We start from the raw sequence: 18,386 nt of genomic DNA on the forward strand, positions 1-18,386 counted from the left end.
GAGCACCAGCCTCAGGCGACCAGCATTTCGAACGCGACCACCGCGGCAATGGCCGCGGCGTTCGCGGCCAGCGCCTCGACGACGATGGATTTCCATGTCGTCGGACGGAAGCGCAGCGCGAGCAGCAGCGAGCCGAGCAAGGCCAGCGCGATGATCGTCACGATATCGGCATTGTGAAGATGGACGTTCATGCGGATCTCCCCGTTTTTTATAGGGTTATGTCAGAGAGTATAGGCAAGTCAAAAGGACGCGCAAGGCGGGGGTTTTACCCGGGCCGGGCCGCGCAAACAGCGAGCAAATAATGCTCTCTGCATGCTGCCGCAGACGCGTAAAAACTGCGCGGGTGCAGCATCGATCGAACCTCGGCAAACGCGCATCGACGAAAGCGTTGTTCCGTCGATGCGCGTTGCATCATTTCATCAAACTCTCATCACGCGTCTCGCGCATGCACAGCACGCCGACAAGGCTCACGGCCGCGGCGACCGACACGTACGCGCCGACCCACGCCAAGCCGCCGTGCGCGGCGAGCACCTGCGCGATATACGGTGCGACCGACGCGCCGAGAATCCCGCCGAGGTTGTACGCGACGCCGGCGCCCGTATAGCGCACGTTGGTCGGAAACAGCTCCGGCAGCAGCGCGCCCATCGGCGCGAAGGTCACGCCCATCAGGAACAGCTGGATCACGAGAAACAGCAGCACGAGCAACGGCTCGCCGCTGCCGAGCAGCGGCGCCATCGTGAAGCCCGACAGGATCGCCGCGATGATGCCGGCGATCAGCACCGGCTTACGCCCGAAGCGATCGCTCGCACGGGCCGACAGCGGCGTCGCGATTGCCATGAACACGACCGCGATGCACAGCAGGCCGAGGAACGTCTGCCGCGGAATATGCAGCGACCCGACGCCGTACGACAGCGAGAACGTCGTCGCGTTGTAGAACAGCGTGTAGCAGACCACCATCGCGAGCGCGCCGAGCACGGTCGGCCGCCAGTGCTGCGAGAACAGCGTCGCGATCGGCACGCGCACGCGCTCCTTGCGCTCGATCGCTACCTGGAACGCGGGCGTTTCGGCAATCTTCAGCCGCACGTACAGCCCGAGCGCGACGAGCACCGAGCTGACGATGAACGGCACGCGCCAGCCCCAGCTGCGGAACTGCTCGTCGGAGAGCGACATTGCGAGCGCGAAGAACAGGCCGTTGGACGCGAGAAAGCCGATCGAGGGCCCGAGCTGCGGGAACATGCCGAACCAGCCGCGTTTGCCGGCCGGCGCGTTTTCGGTGGCGAGCAGCGCGGCGCCGCCCCATTCGCCGCCGAGGCCGATACCCTGGCCGAAACGCAGCACGCACAGCAGGATCGGCGCGAGGCTGCCGATCGCGTCGTAGCCCGGCACGAAGCCGATCAGCGTGGTCGACAGGCCCATCACGAGCAGCGACGCAACCAGAGTCGATTTGCGGCCGATGCGGTCGCCGAAGTGGCCGAACAGGAACGAGCCGATCGGTCGCGCGACGAACGCGATGCCAAACGTGACGAACGCCGACAGCGCCTGCGCGGTGGCCGAGCCATGCGGGAAGAATACCGGTCCGATCACGAGCGCCGCGGCGGTCGCGTAGACATAGAAATCGTAGAACTCGATCGCGGTGCCGATGAAGCTCGCGAAGATGATCCGTGCGGTATTGTTTTGCCCGCTTGCGGGCTGAGCGGCGGAAATCGGCGAAGTGGACATGCAGGGTCTCCAATTGTCGTGAGGCCGCGGCGCGCTGAGCCGTGCTTCGCAGACAGGCGGCGCGCAACGGCGGCATCCTCGTTGAGGTATAGGTTTGGGCGCCGCACGCGGGGTGGCGGCGCGGCACTGCAGTCGGCTCATGCGCCGCGCCGGCGGGTATGCGGACGGCGTGAGCCAAGCCGGAAGGCTCCGGCGCGGGGAATCGGAAAATTATAGCGAGCGCGCTCGTCGCGCAGCAATGGCGGAGTAAGTTTGTGCGGCAACGAGGGGGGCTTTATGAGTTATGCGCGATGACTCGAGTAGCTCGCGCATGGCCGACCCGTGCGCGGATGCGTGTCAGCGCACGCGCCAACCGCGCTCAGTCGTACGTTTCCGCTTGCGGCGAGGCGAGCTCGCGCAGCTGGAATTTGCCGTTGTCGTTGAACAGCCAGTCTTCGAACAGCTCGAGCTGGCCGCGGCCGTTCAGCAACTTGCCGGGCGGTAGCGGCAGCGGCGCCGAGCGGCGCAGCGTCGCGAGCGCGGTGCTTTCGGCTTCGTCGTCGCCGTTCGTGCGATACACCGACGACTCGACGATGTGTCCATAACGATCGACCGTGAACGACACCACCACCAGCGAGCGCAGCATCGGCTGAGGCCTGCCCTGGAGCACATACGACGGATTGCGCTCGACGATCTGCCGTGCGACGGCGTCGCGATATTGATCGAGCGTCGCGCTGTTGATCGCGGCCACCGGTGTGCTGACGGTTTCGCGCGGCGTCAGCGGTGTGATCGTGCAACCGGCCACGGCGACAACACCGAGCGCGGCGAGAGATAGCCGATGCATGCGAGCGGCCGTGAAGGAGCGCAGAGCCACACGGTGAGAAACAGGAGGGGGAGAAGTGCGAGAGAGCATCGTCGACGAACCGCGAGGAGAACCTGATTGAATGGTAGTCAAAAAGCGCCGGGATTCAATTGGCGTTCGCCCGCCGGATGTCATCGTGCGTGCCCCGCTGAGGTGCTTTGCTTTCCGCTGTAATGGCCGGAAATGTGCGCGCATTGGTCGGCGAGCGAAACCCGCCTACACTCTGATGGCCTCTTGCTGAGGCATCGGTGGAAGTCTTTTCAGCCCGCTTCTGGCGGGCTTTCTTTTTCCTTCGATTCGCCATTCACACGCGGCAATAAAAAAGGCGAACCCGCCAAACGGGTCCGCCTTTTCGATCCCGGTTCAACCAGCCACGCCGCAAGCTTAGGTTCACGGCGCTGCCCAGGCTTCGATTACCTCAACGTCGCACGCGCCGCTTTCACCGCGGCCAGCACCTGCTCGGGCGCGGTGCCGCCCGGATGATTGCGGCTCGCCACCGAGCCCTCGAGCGTCAGATACGAGAACACGTCGTCGCCGATCAGATGCGCGACGTTCGGCAGTTCGCCGCGCATTTCGTCGAGCGTCAGGTCCGCGAGATCGCAGCCGCGATCGGCGCACACGCGCACCGCGAGCGCGACTGCTTCGTGCGCGTCGCGGAACGGCAGGCCGCGCTTGACGAGATAGTCGGCGAGGTCCGTCGCGGTCGAGAAGCCTTGCAGCGCGGCGTCGCGCATCGCCTGCGGCTTGACCGTGATGCCGGCGACCATTTCGGCGAAGATGCGCAGCGTGTCGGCGACCGTATCGACGGTGTCGAACAGCGGCTCCTTGTCTTCCTGGTTGTCCTTGTTGTACGCGAGCGGTTGGCCCTTCATCAGCGTGAGCAGCGCCATCAGATGGCCGTTCACGCGGCCGGTCTTGCCGCGCGCGAGTTCGGGCACGTCCGGGTTCTTCTTCTGCGGCATGATCGACGAGCCGGTGCAGAAACGGTCGGCCAGATCGATGAAGCCGACGCGCGGGCTCATCCACAGCACCAGTTCTTCGGAGAAGCGCGACACGTGCGTCATGACGAGCGCGGAGGCGGCCGTGAATTCGATCGCGAAGTCGCGGTCGGAGACTGCGTCGAGCGAGTTCGCACAGATGCCGTCGAAGCCGAGGGTCTTCGCCACGGCGTGACGGTCGATCGGATAGCTGGTGCCGGCGAGCGCGGCCGCGCCGAGCGGCAGACGGTTCACGCGCTTGCGGCAGTCGATCATGCGCTCGGCGTCGCGCGAGAACATTTCGACGTACGCGAGCAGATGGTGGCCGAACGTGACGGGCTGCGCGACCTGCAGGTGCGTGAAGCCCGGCATGATGGTCGCGGTGTTCTTCTCCGCGATCTCGAGCAGCGCCACGCGCAGTTCGGTGAGCAGCTCGCCGATGCGGTCGATCTCGCCGCGCAGCCACAGGCGGATGTCGGTCGCAACCTGGTCGTTGCGTGAGCGGCCGGTGTGCAGGCGCTTGCCGGCGTCGCCGATCAGCGCGGTCAGGCGCGCTTCGATGTTCAGGTGCACGTCTTCGAGATCGAGTTGCCATTCGAACTCGCCGCGCTCGATTTCACCTTTGATCTGCGCCATGCCGCGCTGGATCGCGGTGAGGTCGTCGGCGGAAATGATCTTCTGCGCGGCGAGCATCGACGCGTGCGCGAGCGACCCCTCGATGTCGACGAACGCCAGACGCTTGTCGAAGAAAACCGACGACGTGTAGCGTTTGACGAGTTCCGACATCGGCTCTGAGAAGCGAGCCGACCAGGCTTCGCCTTTTTTGTGCAGTTGGGACGTCATGGTGTTGGGCGGTAAAAACGAGCGGTGAAGAGGCTGGCAACGCGAGTGCGCGAATCGTGCAAAAGCGCCGCCGCAGCGAAGAAAGACGAAGATTTTAACACCGGGTGAGGGCGGCCAAAGCGCTGCCGCCCATCGCGGGCCTATTCGCGCACCAGCACCACGAGCTTCAGATCCTCGCGATGCGCGGGCTTGAACGTGATCTGGTCACAAACGATGCGCCCGTCGCGCGGATGGTTGAACTCGCGCCTGCCGCCTTCGCGCCCGCCGACGTCCTGGGAGGCCCAGTAGCGTGCGAACTCGTCGCTCGCGGCCGACAGCGAATCGATCAGCCCACGGGTGGGCGCATCGTTCAGATGGCGGATCGAGTCGGCGCGGAATTCGGCGGCGAGCCGCCGCGCGCGCGTTTCCCAATCGACGATCAACGCGCGCGCGGCCGGCTCGGTGAACGTGTAGCGCAGCAGGTTGCGGTCGTGCGCGCCGTCGAGCCAGCCGACGAACAGATCGGCCGCGCGCTCGTTCCACGCAAGCGCATTCCACTGCCGGTCGAGCACGTAGGCGGGCGTGTCGATGAGCTGCACGGTTTGCAGCAGCGTGGCGGGCGCATCGGCGGCGGCGGGGTCGGGCTCGGCTGGATCGCGTTGCGCGGCCAGCTCGAACAGATACGCGCGCTCGGCGCGCGATAGCTGCAACGCGACCGCGATGCGCGCGAGCGCATCGGCGGAAGCGGACACTGGCCGGCCCTGCTCGATCCACGTGTACCAGGTCGGGCTCACGCCGCACAGCTGCGCGACTTCCTCGCGCCGCAGACCGGGGGTGCGGCGACGCGGCCCCGGCGGCAGCCCGACCGCCTGCGGCGACAGCCGCTCGCGATGGGCGCGGATGAAGTCGCCGAGCGCGCGGGCCGGGGTGGCGTCGAGCGGCGGCGGGTGAGCGGCGGAAGACGGCGTCGTCATGCTATCGGCTGCGCGTGGAGGGGGTAATAGAGATACCAGAATAATTGCCGAACTTGTACTGGTACATGGCGGGCTCTATTGTAGCGGCTGGATTCGCGCAATGAGAAAAGCCGGGTGTGGCCTGCGTCGGCCACACCCGGCTTTTTGTCCGCCAATGCGGCAACCTCAACCGGTATTGCGCAACCCCGCCGCGATTCCGTTGATGCTCAAATGAATGCCGCGCCGCACGCGCGCATTCGTGTCGCCCGCGCGATAGCGTTTGAGCAGTTCGACCTGCAGGTGATTGAGCGGATCGAGGTACGGGAAGCGATTCTTGATCGAGCGCGCGAGCAGCGGATTCTCGGCGAGCCGGTCGCTCTTGCCGGTGATCTCCGACAACACCTTCGACGTGCGCTCCCACTCGGCGACGATGCGCTCGAACACATGCTTGCGCAGCTTCTTGTCGGTCACGAGCGCGGCATAACGCGACGCGACCGCGAGGTCGGTCTTCGCGATGACCATGTCCATGTTCGACATCAGGTTCGAAAAGAACGGCCAGCTCTTGTGCATCTTCTGCAGCAACGCGAGACGGCGCGCGCGTTCGGCGGCGGACGGCGCGCTGCCGAGGTGCTCGGCGACTGCGCTGCCGAAGCCGTACCAGCCGGTCAGCAGCAGCCGGCATTGACCCCACGAGAAGCCCCACGGAATCGCGCGCAGATCCTCGATCTTGCGTTGCTTCGGATCCTGCAGCTTGCGCGACGCGGGGCGGCTGCCGATGTTCAGCTCGGCGATCTCCGCGATCGGTGTGGACTCGAAGAAATACTCCTTGAAGCCCGGCGTTTCGTAGACGAGCGCGCGATACGCGGCCATCGCCGTATCGGACAGCTGCTGCATCGTTTCCTCGTACACCGGCAGCTCGGCCAACGTGTGGTCGTGCGGCAGCAGCGACGCTTCGAGCGTCGCGGCCACGACGGTTTCCAGATTGCGCCGGCCGATTTCCGGATTCGCGAACTTGCTCGCGATCACTTCGCCCTGCTCGGTCAAACGGATCTGACCGTCGACGGTGCCCGGCGGCTGCGACAGGATCGCCTGGTAGGTCGGGCCGCCGCCGCGCCCGACGGTGCCGCCGCGCCCATGGAACAGACGAAGCGTCACGCCGCGTTCATTGAACAGCGACACGAGCGCAAGCTCCGCGCGATACAGCTCCCAGTTCGACGTCAGGAAGCCGCCGTCCTTGTTGCTGTCCGAGTAGCCGAGCATCACTTCCTGCTCGTTGCCCTGATGTTCGATCAGCGCGCTAATGCCCGGCAGCGCGATCAGATCGCGCATGATGTGCGGCGCGTTGCGCAGGTCGGGGATCGTCTCGAACAGCGGGATCACCATCAGGCCGGCGCGCGCGGGGTCGCGCTCGTGGCCGAGGCGTCCGCGCAACAGGCCGGTTTCCTTCTGCAGCAGCATCACCTCGACCAGATCGGTAACGGTCTCCGTGTGCGAAATGATGTAGTTGCGCACCGCGCGCGCGCCGAACTTCTCGCGCGTGATGCGCGCTTCCTCGAGCACCGCGAGTTCGCTTTTCACGAGCTCGGAGTAGTCGGCGGAGGGCACGCGCAGCGCGCGCGGCTGCGCGAGCTCGGCGAGCAGCACGGTCAGCTTGTCGGCTTCCGGCAACGCCGCGTAATCGTCCTCGACACCGGCGCGCTTGAGCAGTTCGGCGATCACCGCTTCGTGGATGTCGGAGCTTTGCCGCAGATCGATGCTCGCGAGATGGAAGCCGAACACTTCGGCCGCGCGCGCGAGCGGCGCGAGACGCGGCGCGGCGAGCGGCGCGCCGTGATGCTCGGCGAGCGAATCCATCAACACGTGGAGGTCGCGCACGAAGTCGGCGGCGTCGTCGTAGGGGATCGCGCGGACCGGCGCGACGCCGCGGCCGGCGCTGCGCAGCGGCACGCTGCCTTCGCCGAGGCGCACGCGCGCGCTTGCCGCGAGCCGCGTGTAGATGCCGATCAGCGCGCGACGATACGGCTCGTCGGTGCGATGCGGCGAATGGTCGGGCGAGATGGCCGCGAGCTCATTCAGCGCATCGCTCGCGCCGACGAGCACATTCGACATCGATAGCTCCTCGCCGAGCTTGTGCACCTGCTCCAGGTAGTGCTCGAAGATCACCGCGGCCTGACGCGTGATCGCATTTTCGAGCGTTTCGGCGGTGACGTTCGGATTGCCGTCGCGATCGCCGCCGATCCAGCTGCCCATCTGGAAGAACGGCGGCAGGCGCGCTTCGAGGCCATGCTCCTTCAGCGCCTCCTCGATGTCGGCGTACAGCGCCGGCAGTTCTTCGAGGAAGGTGCTGCGGTAGTACGACAACGCGTTTTCGATTTCGTCGGCGACCGTCAGACGCGAGTCGCGCAGCATGCGCGTTTGCCACAGCGACGTGACGCGCGCGCGCAGCATCGCTTCGTTGTGCGCGCGCTCGCGGTTCGTCAGCGGCTGGTCGCGCTCGGCGAGCAGCCGCGCGATGTCGTGCTGCGCGTCGAGAATGCTCTTGCGCTGCACTTCGGTCGGGTGCGCGGTCAGCACCGGCATGATCAGCGCGTCGTCGAAAAACCGCTGCAGCACCGGTGTCGCGGCGGCACCAGCCGCGGCGAGCCGCTCGAGCGCATGGGCGATCGTGCCCGGCTGCGAGGCCGAGCCCGCGAGCGCGTGAATTCGGTGACGGCGGTTGCGGTGACGGTCCTCGGCGATGTTCGCGAGATGCGAAAAGTAGCTGAACGCGCGCACGACGCTGACGGTCTGCTCGGGCGTCAGCGTGCGCAGCTTCTTGTCGAGCGTCTGCGCGGCGGCGCTGTCGTCCTCGCGACGGAAACGCACTGCCGTCTGCCGGATCGTCTCGACGATGTCGAACACCGCCTCGCCTTCCTGCTCGCGCAGCACGTCGCCGAGCAGACGCCCGAGATAGCGGATGTCCTGGAACAGCGGGTGGTCCTTGTCCTCGCGCGTGCGGCCGCCGCTCTTCGCGGTGGTCGCGGCGGCGGACTCAGCTGGCGGCAGGTCCTTCGGTTTCGACGGTTTCGCGGCGCGCGGGAGTGTTGCGTCGCCATCGACCTTGGCCTTGGTCTTGGCCGGCTTGCGCGCGGTGGCCGACGTGGCGGCCTGTTCAGCCTTGCTGGCCTTGCCGGCTTTCGACGCCTTTTGCGCCTTGTCCTGCTTGACGGGCATCGAGGTCTGCGCGGCCTTCGGGGCTTTGGTGGCGCGAGCGGCGAGGGCGCGGCGGCTGGCGCGCTGGTCGGCGCGCGTGTCGCCATGTTGACCGACGCTCGACGATATGGCGTGCGCGGCAACGTCCGACAGGGCGTCAGGCGCCGCGGCGTCGGCCGGGCGAGCGGGGGGCGAGGCAGTGTTGCGGCGGGCGGGGCGCGCCGATCCGGAAGACGTCACGATGAGTTTCCTCGGGGAAGCCAGGGTCTGTTGATTGATGAACTGCGACTGCGCAACTGCAACCAGCAAGTGCAACGTGAACTGCGTGCAACAGGGACTACGCAACGGACTACAAGACGGACTGCTAGTGCAACTGCAACGGAGACTTGAAACGGCGACTGTACACGGCGATTGCTCGACCCACTGGAAGCGGGGCCCGCGCGTGCCGCACCGCGTACGCGGAACGACACGAGCGCTGCCGAATCGCGACGCCGACGAGGGAGAAAGGAGCCACGGGCTGCCAGCCCGCGCTGGGACCGAACACGCGGCAGGCATTGCCTCAGCATGTTCGCCGCATTGCATCATCCCGCATGCCGCCGCGCAGTGCGCGAACGACCGTACGAGACAACGCGCAATGGGCGCCTTCGCGCATGGCGCGAAGCCCGTCTCCTCCGTCGATGCCGCTTGCGCACGGCGCTTCGCCGTGCCTTGGAACCAAAGGGCGCGAACGAGGGCGCGTGCTAACATTGATTGTTATTCCATCCCGACATCCAGCAGCAAGCTAATGAACACCGAGACGTTTTCCACGCCACCCCACACGCTTGTGATTGCGTCGCGAGAGAGCCGCCTTGCCATGTGGCAAGCCGAGCATGTGCGATGTGCGCTGCACAAATTATATCCATCTTGTGACGTAAAAATCCTCGGAATGACGACACGCGGTGATCAGATTCTCGATCGCACGCTCTCGAAGGTGGGTGGCAAGGGGCTCTTCGTGAAGGAGCTCGAAGCCGCGCTCGCCGATGGCCGCGCCGACCTCGCGGTGCATTCGCTGAAAGACGTGCCGATGGAGTTGCCCGCCGGTTTCGCGCTGTCCACCATCATGGAGCGCGAGGACCCACGCGACGCGCTCGTGTCCAATCAGTACGACTCGCTCGCCGCGCTGCCGGCCGGTGCCGCGGTCGGCACCTCGAGTCTGCGGCGTGAGGCGATGCTGCGCATGCGCTATGCGCATCTCGACGTGCGGCCGTTGCGCGGCAATCTCGATACCCGACTCGCCAAGCTCGATCGCGGCGACTACGCGGCGATCATTCTGGCCGCGGCCGGGCTGAAGCGGCTGGGTCTCGCCGATCGCATCCGCGCGCTGCTCGATCCCGAGGACAGTCTGCCCGCGGCGGGCCAGGGCGCGCTCGGCATCGAGATTCGCGCCGATCGCGCGGACCTCGCCGCATGGCTCGCGCCGCTGCATCATCCGCACACGGCGGCGGCCGTCGAAGCGGAGCGCATGGTATCGCGCGTGCTCGGCGGCAGCTGCGAGGTGCCGCTCGCGGCCTACGCGACCTGGGGCGATGGCGCGCTGCATCTGCGCGGCATCGTCGCGACGCCGGACGGCCAGCGCGTGCTGAGCGCGCAGGCATCGGCGCCGGCGCCCACCGTCGAGCGCGCGCGCGCGCTCGGCGAGGAAGTGGCGCACTCGCTCGCGCAGCAGGGCGCGCTCGACATCGTCCGCGCGCTCAGTACGGCGAGCGGTCCCGCGGCCGCGCCCGGCGCGGCGGCCAACGAGTGATGGCCGCCGTCTCGCCCGAGAAGGCGCCCTTCACGGTCGTGATCACGCGGCCGGCCGGCCAGTCGAGCGAACTCGTCGAACGGCTCGAAGCAGCCGGACTCGCGTCGCTCGACTTCCCGCTGATCGACATCGCGCCCGTCATCGACGACGCGCCGTTGTGCGCGGCGCTCGCGTCGCTCGAACGCTACGCGCTCGTCGTGTTCGTGTCGCCGAACGCAGTCGATCACGCGTTCGCGCGCCAGGACGATATCTGGCCGCATGCGCTGCCGATCGGCGTGGTCGGCCCGGGCAGCGTGCATGCGCTCGCGCGCCACGGCGTCAGCGCGCCCGAGCATCGCGTGATCAGCCCCGCGGCGGGCGCCGACGACGAATCGACGAGCTTCGACTCCGAGAGCCTGTTTGCTGCCCTCGAGGCGCAACTCGGTGCCGCGGGCCTCGAAGGCAAGCGCGTGCTGATCGTGCGCGGCGACGGCGGCCGCGAATGGCTGAGCGAGCGCCTGCGTGAAGCCGGCGCCGAAGTCGACGCGGTGGCCGCTTACCGGCGCATCGTGCCGGAGCCGTCGATCGGCGCATGGGCGCGCGTGCACGAACTGCTCGCGGGCACGCCGCACGCATGGCTTCTGACCAGCTCCGAAGGCGTCCGCAATCTGCACGAACTCGCGCACGAGCATCTGACCGCCGGCGAGATCGAGCAGCTCAAACACGCGCCCCTCGTCACGCCGCATCCGCGCATCGCGCAGACCGCGCGGGCATTGGGTTTTGATAGGATTACGGTGTCCGGCGCGGGCGACGAGCGCATAGTCCGAGCCCTCGTTGCCGCGGCCGCCGTGCCTCCCGTCGTCCAACCGGTATCGTCCAACCCGGCTCAACCACGCATGACTGAAACGAACGCATCCACGAACGCCTCACCTCAGCCGCCCGCAAGCGGCGCCTTGCCGCCGAACCAACCCTTCACGCCGTACGAAGCGCAAAAGCGCCGCAGCGCGAGCGGACCGCTGCTGTGGTTTGCCATCGTGGTCATCGCGTGCGCGGCGGGCGTGGGCGGCTTCGCGATGAACCGCAAGCTGGTGCGCACCGAGCAGGAACTCGCGCAGCGTCAGCAGGCCAACGACACGCAGACCAACGAACTGCGCATCAAGATCGACCAGGCGCTCGCCACCGTGCATCAGTCGGACTCGCAGGTCGCGCAGCTCGAAGGCAAGCTCGCCGATGCGCAGGCCGCGCAGCAGGCGCTGCAACAGCAATACGCGGATCTCGCGCGCAATCGCGACGACTGGACGCTCGCCGAAGTCGGGCAGATGCTGTCGGCGGCGAGCCAGCAGTTGCAGCTGACCGGCAATACGCAGCTCGCGCTGTTCGCGTTGCAAAGCGCCGATACGCGCCTCGCGGCGTCGGACAGTCCGCAGGCGGTCGCGGTGCGCAAGGCGATCGCGCAGGACATCGACAAGCTGAAGGCCGCGCCGTCTACCGATCTGACCGGCCTCGCGATCAAGCTCGACAACGCGATCGATCGCGTGGACGGCCTGCCGCTGTCGGGTGAAGCACCGATTCCGCGTGCCGCGCCGCATGCGGCCACGTGGGCCGACACCGCGAAGGTGGCCGCGGCCACCGGCAAGCCGCGCTGGGAAGTGTGGATCGACGAGGTCACGCACGGCATCGGCGAACAGCTGACGAGCCTCGTGCAGGTGCGCCGTATCGATAACGCCGACGCGATGCTGGTCACGCCGGATCAAGGTTACTTCGTGCGCGAGAACCTGAAGCTGCGTCTGCTGTCGGCGCGTCTCGCGCTGCTGTCGCGCAACCAGACCACGCTGAAGTCCGACCTGCAGGCGGCGCAGTCCGCGTTGACGCGCTACTTCGACGCGTCGTCGAAAGACACGCAGACGGTCATCGATCTGGTCAAGCAGGTGGACGCCGGTTCGGCCGCGGTCGCGCTGCCGAACCTCGATACGAGCCTGCAGGCCGTCAATCAATACCGGAACCGGGGTTAATCATGGCGATCCGGGGACTCCTGTGGCTCGCGGCGCTGTTCGCCGTCGCGGTCGTGCTCGCGGTGGGCGGGCGCTTCGACGCTGGGCAAGTGCTGCTGATCTATCCGCCGTACCGCGTCGACATGTCGCTGAACCTGTTCGTCGTCGGGCTGGTGGTGCTGTTCATCCTGCTCTATGCGCTGTTGCGCATCATCCGCAATATCTGGCGCATGCCGCAGCGCGTCTCCGCGTACCGCGCACGCGCGCGTGTCGCGAAGGCGCACGCGGCGTTGCGCGATGCGATCGGCAACCTGTACGCGGGGCGTTTCTCGCGCGCGGAAAAGGCCGCCAAGGACGCGCTCACGAATGGCGACAACAAGGGCGCGGCCGGTTTGATCGCGGCGACCGCCGCGCATCGCATGCATGAGTACGCGCGGCGCGACGAATGGCTCGCGCAGATCGACGAAGCCGACTGGCAGGACGCGCGCCTGATGGCCACCGCCGACATGCGCGCCGACGGCCGCGACGCCGACGGCGCGCTCAATGCGCTGACCGAGATGCAATCGCAGGGCGCGCGGCGCATTCACGCGCAGCAAATCATGCTGCGCGCGCAGCAGCAGCTGAAGAACTGGGGCGAAGTGCTGAAGCTCGTGAAGACGCTGGAGAAGCGCGAGGCGATCCATCCGGCGGTCGCGGTGCGGCTGCGTCAACTGGCGGCGGAAAATCTGCTGCGCGATCGTCGCCACAATGCGGACGCGCTGCTCGAACTGTGGAACTCGCTGTCGGCGACCGAGCGTCATTCGCCGCGCCTCGCCGACACCGCCGCCGAACTGCTGGTCGCGCTGAACCGTCCGCAGGAGGCGCGCAAGCTCGTCGAGGAGGCGCTCGCGCAGAACTGGGATGCGCGCCTGTTGCGACGCTATCCGGACACGGCCGGCGGCGATGCATTGCCGCTGATCCAGAAGGCCGAGGCGTGGCAGAAGGATCGGCCGGAAGACGCGGACCTGATGTTCGCGCTGGGGCGCCTGTGCCTGCATCAGCAGTTGTGGGGCAAGGCGCAGTCGTTCCTCGAACGCGCGCTGAAGCTTGCCGACAACGAGACGCTGAAGATCCGCTCGCATCGCGCGCTCGCGCGTCTGCACGAGCAGCTGGGCGATACCGACAAGGCGAGCCAGCACTATCGCGAGAGTGCGTTGGCGATGAACGTGACGTGAGTTCGGCGTTTTCGGCCATGCGCTGAAGCGCGCAAGCCTCGGAAACCGCTACCTGATGGCCGCAGCCCCGCGCTGCGGCCATTTGTTTTTCCGGCGGCCGGCGCTCCGGCGGCCGGCGCTCCGGCGGCCGGCGCTCCGGCTGCCGAGCGTGCGCTGGACTCGCGCGCAATTCGCGGATCCCCAGCTCGAATCGTCGGGACTGCGCTTTGCTTCACCACCTCACTGGATGCGCAACCTCGGAGGTGTTCAAAGTGGCCAGCGACGCTGTGACGGTGCAAACCGAGACCCGCAGCGGCGACGTCGAGCGCAAGGGCGTCGTCGTCATTACAGGGGCAAGTGCCGGCGTGGGGCGCGCGAGCGCGTCCGAATTCGCGCGGCAGGGCTACGACGTTGGGCTCATCGCGCGCGAGCCGCGACGGCTCGCTCGTGCCGCCGAGGAGATCGCCGCGACCTATGGCGTGCGCGCACTCGCCATGCCGGCCGATGTCGCCGATGCCGACGCGATCGAGCGCGCGGCGCAGCGTGTGAAGCGCGAGTGGGGCGGCATCGACGTCTGGGTCAACGTCGCGATGGCGACCGCGTTTGCGCCGGTGTCGGCGCTCAGCGCGCGCGATGTCGAACGCGGCACGCAGGTGACCTATCTGGGGCAGGTCAACGGCATGCTGGCGGCGCTCCCCGTGATGCGCGCGCGCGGGCACGGGACGATCGTCAATGTCGGCTCGGCGCTCGGGTACCGGTCGGTGCCGTTGCAGTCGATCTATTGCGGCGCGAAGTTTGCCGTGCGCGGCTTCACCGATTCGTTGCGTTCCGAGTTGCTGCACGACGGAGTCGATATCCATCTGACGATGGTCGATCTGCCCGCGGTCAATACGCCGCAATTCGACTGGGCGCTCAATCGCACGGGGCGCAGGGCACGGCCGGTGGCGCCGGTGTTTCAGCCGGAAGTGGCGGCACGGGCGATCTACTTTGCGGCCACCCATCGGCGGCGGCAGGTGTGGGTCGGGTGGTCGACGGTCAAGGCGATCCTCGCGAACCGGATCGCGCCGACGCTGCTCGACCGCTATCTCGCGCGGGCGGGTTACGACGGGCAATTGACCGATGAACCGTTGCCCGCCGATGCGCCCGCGAATCTCTACGAGCCGGTGCCGGGCCACTACACTTCGCATGGTCGCTTCGATGACGAAGCGCATGCGTACTGCTGGCAGATGTTCACCGATCGGCATCGCAATGCGGTGTACGGCGCGGCAGTGATGGCGCTGGCGGGGGGCGTCGCGTGGCTGCTGAGGCGCCAGCGGCCCTGATGCGCGGCCGGTCGGCCTCATCCCTGTCGCCGACGGAATGTCTGGACTATCCTTCGAATGACGGTACCGCCCACAAACCGTGGTGCGGCGTCCTCGACTACGAACATTCCACAAATGGAAGCGAACAGGCCAGTTCCTCACAAGGAACAGACTGCTGTAAGCAGCGCGCGCCGCTGGATGCGCTGGCTGCCGGGACTGACGGTGTTCAAGACGTACCGGCTGAGCTGGCTGCCGAACGATCTGACAGCGGGACTGGTACTGACCACGATGCTGGTGCCGGTTGGGATCGCTTACGCGGAGGCATCCGGCGTCCCTGGCGTGTACGGCCTCTACGCGACGATCGTTCCGCTGTTGGCGTATGCGCTATTCGGTCCGAGCCGGATTCTCGTGCTCGGTCCCGACTCCGCGCTCGCCGCTCCGATTCTGGCGGTCGTGGTGCAAATCGCCGCGGGCGACCCGTCGCGCGCGATTGCGGCGGCCAGCATGATGGCGATCGTGTCGGGCCTGTTCTGTATCGTGATGGGCTTGCTGCGGCTGGGATTCATCACTGAATTGTTGTCGAAACCCATTCGATACGGCTATATGAACGGCATTGCGCTTGCCGTGCTGATCAGTCAGCTACCCAAACTGTTTGCCATCTCAATCGAGGAGCGCGGGCCATTGCGGGACATCGTGAGCCTCGTGCAGGCCATCGCCGATGGCAAATCCAACTGGTATAGCTTCGCGGTGGGCGCTGGAAGCCTCGTGCTGATCCTGTTTCTCAAGCGCTTCGAAAAGCTGCCGGGCATCCTGATCGCCGTGATCGTTGCGACGTTGTGCGTAACCGCGTTGCACCTCGATAGCATGGGTGTGAAAGTGCTCGGCAAGATTCCTCAAGGCCTGCCGACCTTTGCGCTGCCGTGGGTCACCGATGCCGATCTGGTCAAGATTCTGCTCGGCGGCTGCGCGGTCGCGCTGATCTCGTTCGCGGATACCAGCGTGCTGTCGCGAACTTTCGCGGCACGTTTTCGCAGCCGCGTCGACCCCAATCAGGAGATGGTCGGGCTCGGCGCGGCCAATCTTGCGGCCGGCCTGTTCCACGGCTTCCCGATCAGCAGCAGTTCGTCGCGCACGCCGGTCGCCGAGGCGGCGGGTGCGAAGACGCAACTGACGGGCGTCGTCGGCGCGCTGGCGGTCGCGGCGCTGCTGATGGCCGCGCCCAATCTGATGCGCTACCTGCCCAACAGTGCGCTCGCCGCGGTCGTCATCGCGGCGGCGATCGGTCTGTTCGAGATCACGGACCTGAAGCGGATTTTCCGCATCCAGCAATGGGAGTTCTGGCTGTCGATGGCCTGCTTTGCCGGCGTCGCGGTGTTCGGTGCGATTCCCGGCATCTGCTTCGCGGTGGTGATCGCGGTCATCGAATTTCTGTGGGACGGCTGGCGACCGCACTACGCGGTGCTGGGAAGCGTTGAAGGTTTGCGCGGCTATCACGACTTGCAGCGCTATCCGCATGCCCAGCGAATCCCCGGGCTCGTGCTGTTTCGCTGGGATGCACCGCTGTTCTTTGCGAATGCCGAGCAGTTTCAGGAGCGCCTGCTGGAAGCCGTCGCCGAATCGCCGGCACCGGTGCGGCGTGTGGTGGTGGCGGCCGAACCGGTGACGAGCGTGGACGTCACCTCCGCCGACATGCTGCGCGAACTGACGCGCACCCTCGACGAGCGCGGGATTGCGCTGCACTTTGCAGAGGTGAAGGATCCGGTTCGCGACAAGCTCAGACGCTTCGAGCTGACCGATCTGATTGGCGATGCGCGCTTTCATCCGACAGTGAGCAGTGCGGTTGATAGCTATGTCGAGGGGGTTGGGAAGGAATAGTATTCGGACTTGGAGCTGGATCACCGGAGAGCCGGCATGACCCTGCCGTCCGCTTCTAAAACGCCTGCGAAAACGGTTTGGGACCGCGCCAGTTCACGTCCGCGGCATACCGTGATCCTGTGTTTCGGCGTGGTATTCGTCGTCACGTTGATTCTTGCTGTACACCAATATTTTCTCGTACGTGCCCGGGAGCTCGATAACCGTTCGCATCGGCTCGAGATTCAGGCCAGGGTTCTCGATGTCGCGGTCCGCAATAACAGGCAGCACTTGCAGTTTCTTCGCGAGAGTGCCGAGCGGCTCCTTGCGGACCGGACAGCACAGTTCGATCGAACACCGGATGCCTCGCTCCAGGCAGTACTCCGGGCGCAGGACGAGCGCGTCTGGAATCTTCAAGTCCGCGATATCGACGCCCCCATTCGGGGTATCGGAACACAGCAGCTCGCGGTGACTCCTGATTTGCACCGTGACGAGCCCACATTTGTCGAGGACCTGCGGCTCGCCCAATTGATGAGCCGGCTGTTTGCCGTGCAATTCCAGATGGGCACGGGTCTCGAACGCGCGGTATATGTCTCGCCGACCGGTATCGTGGTCGCTCACCCAACCATTGACGACGACGAGGTAGTCCGGCTGTTGCAAATGTACGGCAGCTCGCGCCTGTTACAGCTGGCCAACCAGAACCCGCTCGACTATGACGTCACGTTCGATCCGGTTCGCGGGCGCAAGAACCCGGCAGGACCTCGCCTGCTGTTTGGGACACCGGTGATGAGTAACGACGTGGTTCGCGGCCTCATATTCTTTGTGGTCCCGCAACGCATCGTTCAGGACTATCTGTGGAACAACACCACAGCGGATGAAACTCACGCTCTGATAGACCCGAGCGGGATGCCAGTTGCAACGAGCGGAAGTACTTTCTCGGTCAATGATGAGAATTGGCTGAAGACTCTGCCGGCGCAGTGGAACACGCTCTCTGCTTCCACGCTGTTTCGGACACCCAGCGGAACGTTGAGTGCGGGACAGGACTTCCTGCTCTTCAGAAAGCTGGATACGGCAGATCTCGTATTGACCGATTACGTATCCGCTGCGACCGTATTCTTCTCGGTCGTTCGCTTGAGCAGCGCGCTGTTCGCCGGGGTGTGGATACTGATGGCATTGCTTCTCTGGGCCACTCTTTTTGTCGTCGACCAGCTTCTTTCCACGCAGATGGCACTCAACGGGCGGCTGCGGGAATTGTCGCTCGCGGACCCCCTGACCGGTCTCGCGAACCGCCGCCGTTTGAATGAGGAATTCGACGCACTTTCACGGCGCAACGACGAGCGCCGCATTGCGCTGCTGATGATCGATATCGACCATTTCAAGGTGATCAACGACAACTGGGGGCACGCTGCCGGAGACGAGGCCTTGAAGCACCTGGCCAACGTGGTCAGGATTGCCGTGCGCCCGGGGGATCTGATGGCACGTCTGGGTGGCGAGGAGTTCTGTGTGCTGCTGCCCGATACGACCGCGGACGACGCGGCCCGAATTGCGGAGCGCGTGCGCGAGGCCGTCGCCCGCAACGCCTGCGTCCTTCAGGAGACGCAATTAACCCGCACCGCGCCGGGCCGTGAGATATGGTTCACGATATCGATCGGGGTGGCGGAGAGTGTCTCGGATAACTGCTTTGACCTCGAGGGGTTGATCGCGATCGCGGACCAGCGACTGTACGCCGCGAAGGCGAGTGGGCGAAACAGGGTGGTGGCAAGCGAGTCCATGCAAAGCTGAAA

The 18,386-nt window shown here is 66.2% G+C and carries 12 protein-coding genes; 6 read left to right on the top strand and 6 right to left on the bottom strand.

Features of this window, described 5'->3' with window-relative positions:
• Window positions 1-11 precede the first annotated feature (11 nt).
• From HDG37_RS07130 to ppc, 6 genes are all read right to left on the bottom strand, one after another.
• Window positions 12-191, bottom strand: coding sequence for a hypothetical protein (locus tag HDG37_RS07130; RefSeq protein ID WP_018419748.1), 180 nt, complete (start codon window positions 189-191; stop codon window positions 12-14).
• A 220-nt stretch (window positions 192-411) separates the two neighbouring features.
• Window positions 412-1,719: an MFS transporter gene (locus tag HDG37_RS07135; protein ID WP_184045640.1), complete on the bottom strand. Its 1,308-nt coding sequence runs from the start codon at window positions 1,717-1,719 to the stop codon at window positions 412-414.
• A 358-nt stretch (window positions 1,720-2,077) separates the two neighbouring features.
• Window positions 2,078-2,611, bottom strand: a complete 534-nt coding sequence (locus tag HDG37_RS07140) for a TonB C-terminal domain-containing protein (protein WP_184045642.1) — start codon at window positions 2,609-2,611, stop codon at window positions 2,078-2,080.
• 362 nt (window positions 2,612-2,973) lie between these two features.
• Window positions 2,974-4,380 (bottom strand): argininosuccinate lyase, encoded by a 1,407-nt coding sequence (argH, locus tag HDG37_RS07145; protein ID WP_184045644.1) that lies wholly within the window; start codon window positions 4,378-4,380, stop codon window positions 2,974-2,976.
• A gap of 140 nt (window positions 4,381-4,520) precedes the next feature.
• Window positions 4,521-5,333, bottom strand: coding sequence for a helix-turn-helix transcriptional regulator (locus tag HDG37_RS07150; protein ID WP_184045646.1), 813 nt, complete (start codon window positions 5,331-5,333; stop codon window positions 4,521-4,523).
• Between the two features lie 165 nt (window positions 5,334-5,498).
• Window positions 5,499-8,744: a phosphoenolpyruvate carboxylase gene (ppc, locus tag HDG37_RS07155; protein WP_184045648.1), complete on the bottom strand. Its 3,246-nt coding sequence runs from the start codon at window positions 8,742-8,744 to the stop codon at window positions 5,499-5,501.
• 544 nt (window positions 8,745-9,288) lie between these two features.
• Between ppc and hemC the strand changes: the two genes are divergently transcribed.
• From hemC to HDG37_RS07185, 6 genes are all read left to right on the top strand, one after another.
• Complete coding sequence (gene hemC, locus HDG37_RS07160; protein WP_184045650.1) at window positions 9,289-10,287, top strand: hydroxymethylbilane synthase; 999 nt, start codon at window positions 9,289-9,291, stop codon at window positions 10,285-10,287.
• Complete coding sequence (hemDX, locus tag HDG37_RS07165) at window positions 10,287-12,278, top strand: fused uroporphyrinogen-III synthase HemD/membrane protein HemX (protein WP_184045652.1); 1,992 nt, start codon at window positions 10,287-10,289, stop codon at window positions 12,276-12,278. The genes hemC and hemDX overlap by 1 nt, the downstream gene beginning before the upstream one ends.
• Before the next feature lie 2 nt (window positions 12,279-12,280).
• The gene (locus HDG37_RS07170; protein WP_184045654.1) at window positions 12,281-13,471 is read left to right on the top strand and encodes a heme biosynthesis protein HemY; all 1,191 of its coding nucleotides are present in this window, start codon (window positions 12,281-12,283) and stop codon (window positions 13,469-13,471) included.
• Between the two features lie 272 nt (window positions 13,472-13,743).
• Entirely contained in the window at window positions 13,744-14,772 is a 1,029-nt protein-coding gene (locus HDG37_RS07175; RefSeq protein WP_184045986.1) for an SDR family oxidoreductase, read from the top strand.
• Between the two features lie 114 nt (window positions 14,773-14,886).
• Complete coding sequence (locus tag HDG37_RS07180; RefSeq protein ID WP_184045656.1) at window positions 14,887-16,626, top strand: SulP family inorganic anion transporter; 1,740 nt, start codon at window positions 14,887-14,889, stop codon at window positions 16,624-16,626.
• 36 nt (window positions 16,627-16,662) lie between these two features.
• A complete protein-coding gene (locus HDG37_RS07185; protein ID WP_184045658.1) occupies window positions 16,663-18,384 on the top strand; it encodes a diguanylate cyclase in 1,722 nt (573 codons plus the stop codon).
• The last annotated feature ends 2 nt before the right edge of the window (window positions 18,385-18,386 follow it).

Source organism: Paraburkholderia sp. MM5384-R2, from assembly GCF_014201025.1.
In the GTDB taxonomy this organism is placed as follows: domain Bacteria; phylum Pseudomonadota; class Gammaproteobacteria; order Burkholderiales; family Burkholderiaceae; genus Paraburkholderia; species Paraburkholderia tuberum.